The following is an 8710-nucleotide window of genomic DNA, read 5'->3' as shown; positions in this document are numbered from 1 at the left end:
CCCCAGAGGGTTGACGTGGCTGGAGTCGGTAACATCATTTAGATATGAGCCGACTGGGGATGACAAGCCCTATACAGTCCGCAAAGAGTCAGGCAAGGGGGGTGACTACTGGTATGGTTACAGAAAGATGGCGGGGAGGTTGCATAAAAAGTATATCGGCAAGTCCTCGGAAATAAGCACAGCAAAGCTTGAGGAGATTGCAGAGGCGCTGAATACTCCCCCACAACCACGGGTTACAGATAAAGTTACAGAAGTTACAGAAGAAAGCAAACAAGTAGTTACAGATACAGTTACAGATACAGTTACAGATACAGTGACTACTGGGGAATTCACTGCCTTAAAATCCCAAGTGCAAGCGCTGCAAGAATCTATAGAAGCCTTGAGGAGTAAACTGCCGGGAAAATTGAGGGCTTGAGTGATTCCCCTGAGTTACTCAAGCCTGATGAGGTTACAGACAGCGAGTTACAGATTGAGATAGTTAACCTGAAGGCAGAGAATGAATCGCTCAAACAAGAGTTGGAGGAATTGCGCCCGCCTTACCATCGCTTCTATACAGAGATTGAGCAACTTAAAGAACGCAACCGCTTGCTGCTTATCAAGGACAGAGAAGAAAGGCAGAAATTGCAAGAGGAAATCTCAGCCTTGAAATATCGAGATGAATCGCAATCTCGGAGGCTCCAAGAGAAGCAGGCTCGGATTGATGAATTAGACGTTCAAGCTGAGGAAGCCCGCGCCAACTATACCGCAGTCACCAATAAATTGAGAGAGGAAGTGCAGGAAGTGCGATCGCAATTTGCGGCAGAGAAAGTCGCTCATTCTGCAACGGCGCAATTCTATCTACAGACAATAGAGGAATCAGGTGATGAAGAATATGCAAAGCAATCAAAGCTTCAACAAGAAATAGAGGATCTGTCGGAAGAGCTGGAAGAAGTGCGATCGGAACTCTCTGACCTGAAACAAAAATTACCCACTGTCGAGAAAGATTTACCCAACGCTTACGACTTGCTCAACCGGTTCAAAGCCAAGTATCCCAAATCAAAAGTTACGCCCGCTGAGATGAAGACGATTTTAGAGATAATTGAAGGGTAAACCCCAAAAGGGAAATTAGGAATCACGCCCCTCAAAACGGGTCTTTACTCGCACAAAACTTTACCGTTGCAGGGGTTGTCATTTCTCTAGGAATCTGCGATCGTAAGTTTAAGGAAGATTGATGCGCGACTGAGCAGCACTTGCGATGCTAACCAAGTCACGACTTCCCCAAACCGTTCTCGTCAAACGTTTGGAGCTTAACAATTATGACAATTTCAGGTGATTGCCTCCAGGGGCGATCGCAACACTTTACATTTCCCCGGCGCGAACTACTACAAGGGTTAGCGGCGGTCGGTTTGCCGTTTCTCGTTCCGCGTGTTCAGCCTGCTTCTCCTAGTAAGCGCCCTTTGCCAGTATTCAATATTGGCGACCTGGTTGCCCAGGACTGGGAGGGAAACGAGGATGAGGACGCTCCCCAGTCTGCTACTGATTTTGGCGAAGTTGTGGGGCTGTGCTATTTGCCGGAGGATGGCTCGTACTACCCCCGCGATACATGGGTTTATTACATTTACTGGACACACAGCACTTGCAGCGAATGCTCATACCCCTGTTTTGATGGCGAACCGACCGCAGGCAACACGCTGAGGCTTGTCAGTCATGGCTGAGCCGATGCGGTCACGCCGCCGAATTGAACACTTGAAGCAATTAGCTTTTGACTGCAATCTCACAAACGAGCAAGCACGGCAACACGGAAAGCTCACAGCGACGGCGACGTGGGAAAAACTCTTGCTAGCTCACGGGCTGGAGTTCGATCGCAAACCAGCAGAAATTGCACTAGCACCAGTCAATCAGCATCAGTCAATCAACTTTTTTGAGTGGATAGACTTCGGGCAATTAATCGCCGTGTCTCTAGCGTCGGTTGGCTTTGCTGTGTTGGTTTTGAGTTTGTGGCCGCGAATCAATCCGCTCAACTTACTCCCGCCAGTCAAGATTCAAATTCAAATAGGAGCAAAATGACTCAATTCAACCCGCTCAATGAATCGCTTGATATCGGATGGCTGCAAGCGAACGGCTGGACAATTCCCGGCAACTTAGCCTACCGCCATATTTTGCACGATTACCTGCGAGATTCAGAAATCTCTCAAGAGCGCATCACTCAAATCATCATGCAGTACGGCGCATTAGACCAGACGGCAAAAATCATTCAAAGCTTGAAAGAAGCGATCGCACTAAAGAACGAAATTCACCAAATTTTTAACAAGGGAGAGCAAAAGTAATGGGAACAATGACCCGACTGTTTGGCGGCGAAAGTAGCGACGCTATCAGCAGCAAGTCTGAGAAGTTAACCGCTCCAACCGATGCCAGCGTTATCACACCGCTCAATCCCGGCAACTTCACTAGCATCCGCACAACACCCGTAGTGGATGCCCCGCGCTACTTCACAAAGGAAGAAGCGGACGCCATGAAGAAGCTCGCCAAAGAAAAAACCGAGAACGCTCGTCATGCCAAAAAATCTTACAAGTCCTTGGGGCAGATTGAGGAAGCGGACGCGAAAGTACACAAAGCACACCGGGGGTACGAAAAGATTGTTAGCACTAGCGAACTCACGAAGAAAAAAGCTGATGTGGGCTTGGCTAAACACTTACACGGCTTGCGCCCTGGTTATGCCCGGTTAGGTATGGGATTGGAAAAAGCAGAAAACCGCGCCACTGAAAGGATTGAAGCTATCAAAGCCAAATTACTGGGAGGCTCGGAGCAATGATAAAGGCGATCGCACTGGGCAACAATTTTCTGCTGACTGCGATTGCTTCCAGCTTCCTTTGCTGGCTGGCATCGCTGCACCCGAATGCTCTGGCATTTGTACAGGCGTTGTTCGCACTTAAACTCATTGTCAGCGCTAGCGCTTGGCTGCTTGACGACGCAATCATCGTTATTTTGAAAATCAATCTGCTACAGCTTCGCTTTCGACTGATTGCCAGCACAATCGGAGCATTGGTTGGCGTGGGGGTGATGTTATGTCGCTCCTAAAAGTTTCGGTGTTATCGGTTTCTGGGCTTGCCCTCTGGCTAGCTCCACCATTCATTTTTTCTCGCAAGATTCCCCTGCACAATTTCATGCAAGGCATTGCCCTGGTGTCTGGTTTTGCCTGCTGTTTCGAGGCGCGTCGCTCTGCCTTGAAGGTGGCAAAAGAGGAGGAATTTGAGGCGATGAAAGCGCGGGCTATTGATGCCGACGTGGCTGATGAACTTAGCACTTCAATTTATGTAGCCGAGCAGCAGCGACGGAAGGAAGCTGAAGAAATCTTGAACCCTGTTGAACATCTCGAACGCGCTCTGGCTTTGACTTCCGATGATGATGAACACTCAGACTCTGATCAACTAGCTGAACCTTCAGCGAACGCTGAAAACGAACGTGCTGAACGCATACTCGAACTCAAGGCAAAAGGGTGGGGCAAGTTGAAAATCATTAATGAAATTTGGGGACTGACCAGAGGAGGCGGGGCAAAATATAAGGCTGCTGAGGCTGAATATCATCGCGTCGTCGGCGAGTAACTAACGTGGGCCGGGAGGGGGCTGGCTTATGGCCTGCCTCAGCCGCGACTTACCGGGTCAGGGATACCCGGTATAACCCCAAAATTAAGCATAAAAGCTCAGTCAGAAAGCATCAAAATACCCCAAAAACTGTTTTTTCTGAAACCTGCTCTCTGTCTGCGTTTCTCTCCAAAAAATAATGTGTCGCCCTTAAGGTCGACACCGTAGAGACTGGCTAGGTAAACAAGGGTGATTTTCGGGGCAAAATCCGTCCTAAATGTTGGACAAAAACCGAGCCTCGCTCCCGTGAAAAACTAATTCATCGACCTTAATACCGATGTCGTAGAGACCGCTTAGCCAAACCCTGGTCTGTCAAGCGTTTCCCGTGGAAAACTCACTCTTCGCCCTTAATACCGAAGAGGTAGAGACTGGTTAGGTAAATAGAGGCAAAATCTGTCCAAAATTTTGGACATTTGACGCCCATTATTCTCTGGAAAAACTCACTCGTGGATATTAATATCCATGCGGTAGAGAGTGGTTAGGCAAAATTGAGTAAAACTCTTTCTGCGAGCGAGTCGTCGCACGCTTTTACCTTTAAATCCGACGAGTGAGTTTTTTTTACGTTTCCAGTCCGTTGCCGGGACAAAATTTGTCCAAAATTTTGGTTGTAGTGTATGACCTCGTGTTAAATAGAAAGGGGGTCAGGATATATGGGGGCAGATATCCGCAATCGACCACCAAACCAACATATTTTCACCAGCACCGTATCCTCTGGTGAGAAAAGTGCATTAGTCAGTGCAGGTAGAAATTCTCAGAGATAGAAAAATGACGCAAGTATATTTCCGCAACAAAAGGGCGGTACCTTTCTCTATGCCCTAAAATCTTCTAAAAATTTAGACACCAAAAAACCGCTGCTATCGATTGGTACCCGAACTGCAACGGCTCTTTGATTCCACACAATTAGCCCCGCCAGGTGCGGGAAAAATCATGACTAGGGACAATACTAACGCGATCGGCGGTCACGCTTCAAGTGACTTAACCTTACTCGAATCCACACAATCTTGTCCGATATTAACTGAATCTATCCAAGATTGTCAAGAACTACCTAAATCTACTCAAACTTACTCATCGACATTTTTTCTCAACACTAAGCATCAAGCGGACGCCGAAAAGCGCAGTCTGCTTAATGATTGGACGCGGGCGACATTTCGGAGCGTGACAAAGGAAGAAGCGGAATTCTGTTTAGGCTATGAGGCTAAATCTGCTGGCCTTCTATTTTGTGGGCAAACAACCCAAATACAATATCGCCCCGATCGCCCTTGGAAAAAAGAGGGAGACAAAAAAGCTCTAAAATGTCTGATACCTCTAACCGACCACGGCTGCGATGCACTTATCCCCACCAGCCCCTACCAGCCGGATTATTGGGACAAGATTAATTTAGAAAAAACTTGTTACCAAGTTAACGGGCATCCGTGTCTAATAATTACCGAGGGTGACTGGAAAGCGATCGCCGGTTGCAGCAATAATTTGCCGACGATCGGATTAACAGGAGTCGAGAATGGGTTAACTGGGAAAAATCATGACGTGCAAGGCAAGCGTTACTTAATCCCGACTCTCGAAAAATATGCCCGCGCTGGGCTTGGCTTTATTATTGCTTTTGATGCTGATGCCGCCGTCAATCCCTTCATCAACTCGGCACAGCGAAAATTAGGTCGCCAACTTCTAAAATTTAATGTCCCTGTTTACATTGCTACGGGAAACTGGGAGATGGGAACAGAAGGGGAGACTAAGGGGATGGATGACCTGATCCAGAAAAAAGGGATAGAGGCTTTCAGGAAGGCGCTTTCGGCTGCTACAGATTTTAAAAGCTGGGAGTCAAAAACTTTTGATGAAGAGGATGGCGACGGGCCCGGTAAATTTCTTGTCCGCAAAAACACAACTTTTGAGGTGCACTGCCGGAAAAGTTTGTTTGGCGATGACTGGTTTGTCTCAGATGGCGGCGCTTTTTTCCAAGATTGCGGCACTCACTGGCAACTGAGAGAAGATGCTGACGTAGCAAAAGCGATCGGAGATTTTGCCGAGGAATGCTACGAGCTGGCAGAGGTCGGCAAAAACTATAAATTTGGGACGAGCAAAAACTTAGAGGCCACGCTCAAATATTGCCGTCGAACCCTTCACAGAAAAGACAAAACCGCTAATCGACATCTCAAAGCTTTCTTGAACGGGACTGTTGACACCAGGACTGGGAAACTAGAACCCCACAATAAAGAACACTATCTGCTGGAGTGTTCGCCCTACAACTACGTAGAAAATGCTGGTTTGTCGCCAACTCTCAAGCAATTTCTGCTTTCATCTTTTGGGGAAGCACAAATTCCAGCTATCAGAGCTTTCATGTCTGCACTGCTAGACCCGACAGCTCCTTACGGTCGGTTCCCGCACTTTATCGGAAACAGCGGCGACGGCAAAGGTACAGTTTTGCGACTGATGGAAAACTTGGTAGGCAATGAATCCTCATCATCTTCTCAAGATTTCTCAGAGCTTGGAAAACCTGAAGGCCGCTACCAACTCCTACTGGGCAAAAGTTTTTTCTACATTCCCGATACGGGAGGATTTCAGTCAGGTTTGAAGGCTTTTTATGAATTGGTGGATAACGGCCCGATGTCTGGCCGCGCTCTCTATGTGCCGAAAGCCATCCAGAAAAAATGGAATATACGGTTTGCGGTTGCCTCGGTTGAGCACCTTCCAATCGAGCACGCGGGCGACGGATGGAACAGGCGGTGCTACCCCATCCCGACAATAAAATCCACAAAAAATATTGATCCAGACTTGGGGCAAAAACTCTCTGAGGAATTGGGGGAGATTGCGGGATGGGCTTTGAGCATGGATAAGGTAGAGCGCGACAACATCCTGACATTACCCATGTCAAATCCCGTGTTGCTGGCTCTCCAACAAGAAGCGGCAATTATTGGGGACGGTGTTAAATCTTTTGTCGATCGCTGCTTTTTACCAGGCACAGAAACTCACGGCGGTAACGACCTACATAGTTGGTATCAGGCATACTGCAAAGTCCACAATCTCAGTCCGCTGTCTTACCAAAAATTTATCCAAAGGTTGCAGCGGGTTTTGGCAAAACAGTATTGTCCTAGCGAGGTTATCTGGACAAACGGTAAAGCTAAGCGTCAACCAGCTTTCTGGGAAGGGCTACGAGTTTTGCCCTGCTTCTTGGATCGAGCGCTCAATGAAGATGATGACCAACAACCAAGCCATCGCCCGCACATTCCAGACTGGATTTGTGTGAAAGACGAGTGCCAGGATGGTGGCCTTACATACCTTACAGACCTTACAACCGCCCTTACATCGGAAAAAACGGCTGAAACCATTGACTTACATACCTTACATACCTTACATACCGAAAGTCTTCGCGATGCAAAAATTTCTCACGAGATGAGAGAGGATGATGTAGTAGAGAATCTAGTTTCCAGTGAAAGTGGAAGTAAGGTATGTAAGGCAAGGCTTACACCCACTTTTGAGACTGCTGACGATGGATGTAAGGTCAGTAAGGTATGTAAGGAAGTCGATCAGGTGACTCCCGCACCAGAAAAAACTGAAGCAATATCAACTCCCAAAAAACCTACTCCCAGAATTTTGGAGGTAGGTGATCGGGTTGTGGTTAAGGATGTTGGCGGGCTGTACCAAGGCGTCAGAGGAGTCATTACAGACATCCGTCCGTACTCTACCCACACAGGTTTGGTAGTGAAATTCGATAAAGAGGTTTCATTCTGCCAGCAGCACGAGTTCATCGCTGGCGATTTGATGAAGCTGTAGCAGTCCCGAGGTTAGGTATTTAGTATTTATAACGGCACTTTGAGATACCTAACAGCCCCCTGCAATTCGCAGACCTCACCCTGGACCGATCGCAATTTTTGTCCTAAAGTTTCCAGCTAAAATCTGTTTTGAGAAATCTGTTGATACTAAATAAGACAAATTCAAAATTCAAAGTATGCAAACTCAACAAACTCACATTGCTCTCTCTGACCTTCGATTACAAGTTGATGCTGCACGTATTAACTTGGAAAACCTAAAGGCTCAGCAGGTTCAACATTTAGCAAAAGCCCGATCGGAGGTTCAGACCGTTGACGGAGGGATAGCGCAGTGGAAAGCAAATGAAAGAGAGTTTGGAATCTACAAGATGTGGCAATCATTCCAAATCTTTCCCAAGTTACGCTGATCGCAAACACTCTAGCTTCTGCCTCAAAAGCTAGAGTGTTGGGGCTGATTTGGTTGCCAAGATGCTTGATACGCCATTGTCTGAAAATGAAGCCCCACTTCTAAAAGCTAGAGAGTCAAATAAAAACCAGAAATATTCTAAACTCCGCGACCGGGAGTATTTACTAGAGTCTGAGGTCACGGCGATGGTGAAGGCCGCTAAATCTGGCCGCTGGGGCCATCGTGACTCAACTCTGATATTGATGGGGTATCGTCACGGGCTGAGAATATCTGAGCTTGTAAATTTGCGCTGGCAGCAGGTGGATTTTAAGAGCGGTCATCTTCATGTAAGACGGCTGAAAGGTTCCCGACCGTCAACCCATCCGATCGTCGGCGATGAATTGCGATCGCTCCGGCAACTGCTGCGAGAAAATTCTGAATCGCCGTTTCTATTTCTGTCAGAGCGCGGCGGGCCGATGAGTGCGGACGCCGCTAGAAAGATGATCCGCAAGTCGGGCGAAGGGGCTCAGCTTCAGTTCCCGGTACACCCCCATATGCTCCGGCACGGCTGCGGGTACTACCTGGCGGCTAAGGGGATAGACACCAGGGCGATTCAAGATTATCTGGGACACGCCAACATCCACCACACAGTCAGATACACGCAGCTAGCACCGCAGAGGTTCGAGGGGTTCTGGGAGGATTGAAATAATTTTCTGTGACTCTTGACAGTTACCTATAGGGTTACTTATATTGGTTACAGATAGCAATAGGTAACGAGTAGGTAACTTATGACAATTCCATCGGTAGTGCAAGGGACTGTAGAGTTCGCGGGAAAGGTCTTTGAAGTTGATTCCCCCAGAGGGTTGACGTGGCTGGAGTCGGTAACATCATTTAGATATGAGCCGACTGGGGATGACAAGCCCTATACAGTCCGCAAAGAGTCA

11 protein-coding genes are annotated in these 8710 nt (G+C 47.7%); all 11 read left to right on the top strand.

The genetic code is table 11. The annotated features are described in order from the left end of the window. Window positions 1–415, top strand: a 415-nt coding sequence (locus E5S67_RS29845; protein ID WP_479686938.1) for a DUF6788 family protein, incomplete at its 5' end; no start/stop codon positions are given. Further along, window positions 412–1089 (top strand): hypothetical protein, encoded by a 678-nt coding sequence (locus tag E5S67_RS29840; protein ID WP_172192788.1) that lies wholly within the window; start codon window positions 412–414, stop codon window positions 1087–1089. The genes E5S67_RS29845 and E5S67_RS29840, both read left to right, overlap by 4 nt. Before the next feature lie 206 nt (window positions 1090–1295). Next, entirely contained in the window at window positions 1296–1694 is a 399-nt protein-coding gene (locus tag E5S67_RS29835) for a hypothetical protein (RefSeq protein WP_172192786.1), read from the top strand. 4 nt (window positions 1695–1698) lie between these two features. Next, window positions 1699–2046 (top strand): hypothetical protein, encoded by a 348-nt coding sequence (locus tag E5S67_RS29830; RefSeq protein WP_246277045.1) that lies wholly within the window; start codon window positions 1699–1701, stop codon window positions 2044–2046. After that, window positions 2043–2306, top strand: a complete 264-nt coding sequence (locus E5S67_RS29825; protein ID WP_172192782.1) for a hypothetical protein — start codon at window positions 2043–2045, stop codon at window positions 2304–2306. Before E5S67_RS29830 ends, E5S67_RS29825 begins: the two co-directional genes overlap by 4 nt. Continuing rightward, a complete protein-coding gene (locus E5S67_RS29820) occupies window positions 2306–2791 on the top strand; it encodes a hypothetical protein (RefSeq protein ID WP_172192780.1) in 486 nt (161 codons plus the stop codon). The genes E5S67_RS29825 and E5S67_RS29820 overlap by 1 nt, the downstream gene beginning before the upstream one ends. Further along, complete coding sequence (locus tag E5S67_RS29815; protein ID WP_172192778.1) at window positions 2788–3057, top strand: hypothetical protein; 270 nt, start codon at window positions 2788–2790, stop codon at window positions 3055–3057. The genes E5S67_RS29820 and E5S67_RS29815 overlap by 4 nt, the downstream gene beginning before the upstream one ends. Further along, window positions 3045–3581: a hypothetical protein gene (locus E5S67_RS29810; RefSeq protein ID WP_172192776.1), complete on the top strand. Its 537-nt coding sequence runs from the start codon at window positions 3045–3047 to the stop codon at window positions 3579–3581. Before E5S67_RS29815 ends, E5S67_RS29810 begins: the two co-directional genes overlap by 13 nt. A 966-nt stretch (window positions 3582–4547) precedes the next feature. Continuing rightward, entirely contained in the window at window positions 4548–7385 is a 2838-nt protein-coding gene (locus tag E5S67_RS29805) for a DUF3854 domain-containing protein (RefSeq protein WP_172192774.1), read from the top strand. 175 nt (window positions 7386–7560) lie between these two features. Next, the gene (locus tag E5S67_RS29800; RefSeq protein ID WP_172192772.1) at window positions 7561–7788 is read left to right on the top strand and encodes a hypothetical protein; all 228 of its coding nucleotides are present in this window, start codon (window positions 7561–7563) and stop codon (window positions 7786–7788) included. A gap of 61 nt (window positions 7789–7849) precedes the next feature. Then, window positions 7850–8470 carry a tyrosine-type recombinase/integrase gene (locus E5S67_RS29795; RefSeq protein WP_172192770.1) on the top strand — a complete coding sequence of 207 codons (621 nt, stop codon included), beginning with the start codon at window positions 7850–7852 and terminating at the stop codon, window positions 8468–8470. Window positions 8471–8710 lie beyond the last annotated feature (240 nt).

The sequence above is a fragment of the Microcoleus asticus IPMA8 genome (genome assembly GCF_013179805.1).
Taxonomy (GTDB): Bacteria; Cyanobacteriota; Cyanobacteriia; order Cyanobacteriales; family Microcoleaceae; genus Microcoleus; species Microcoleus asticus.
The sequence above is the reverse complement of the archived record's forward strand: the minus strand, read 5'-3'. Positions and strand labels throughout refer to the sequence as shown.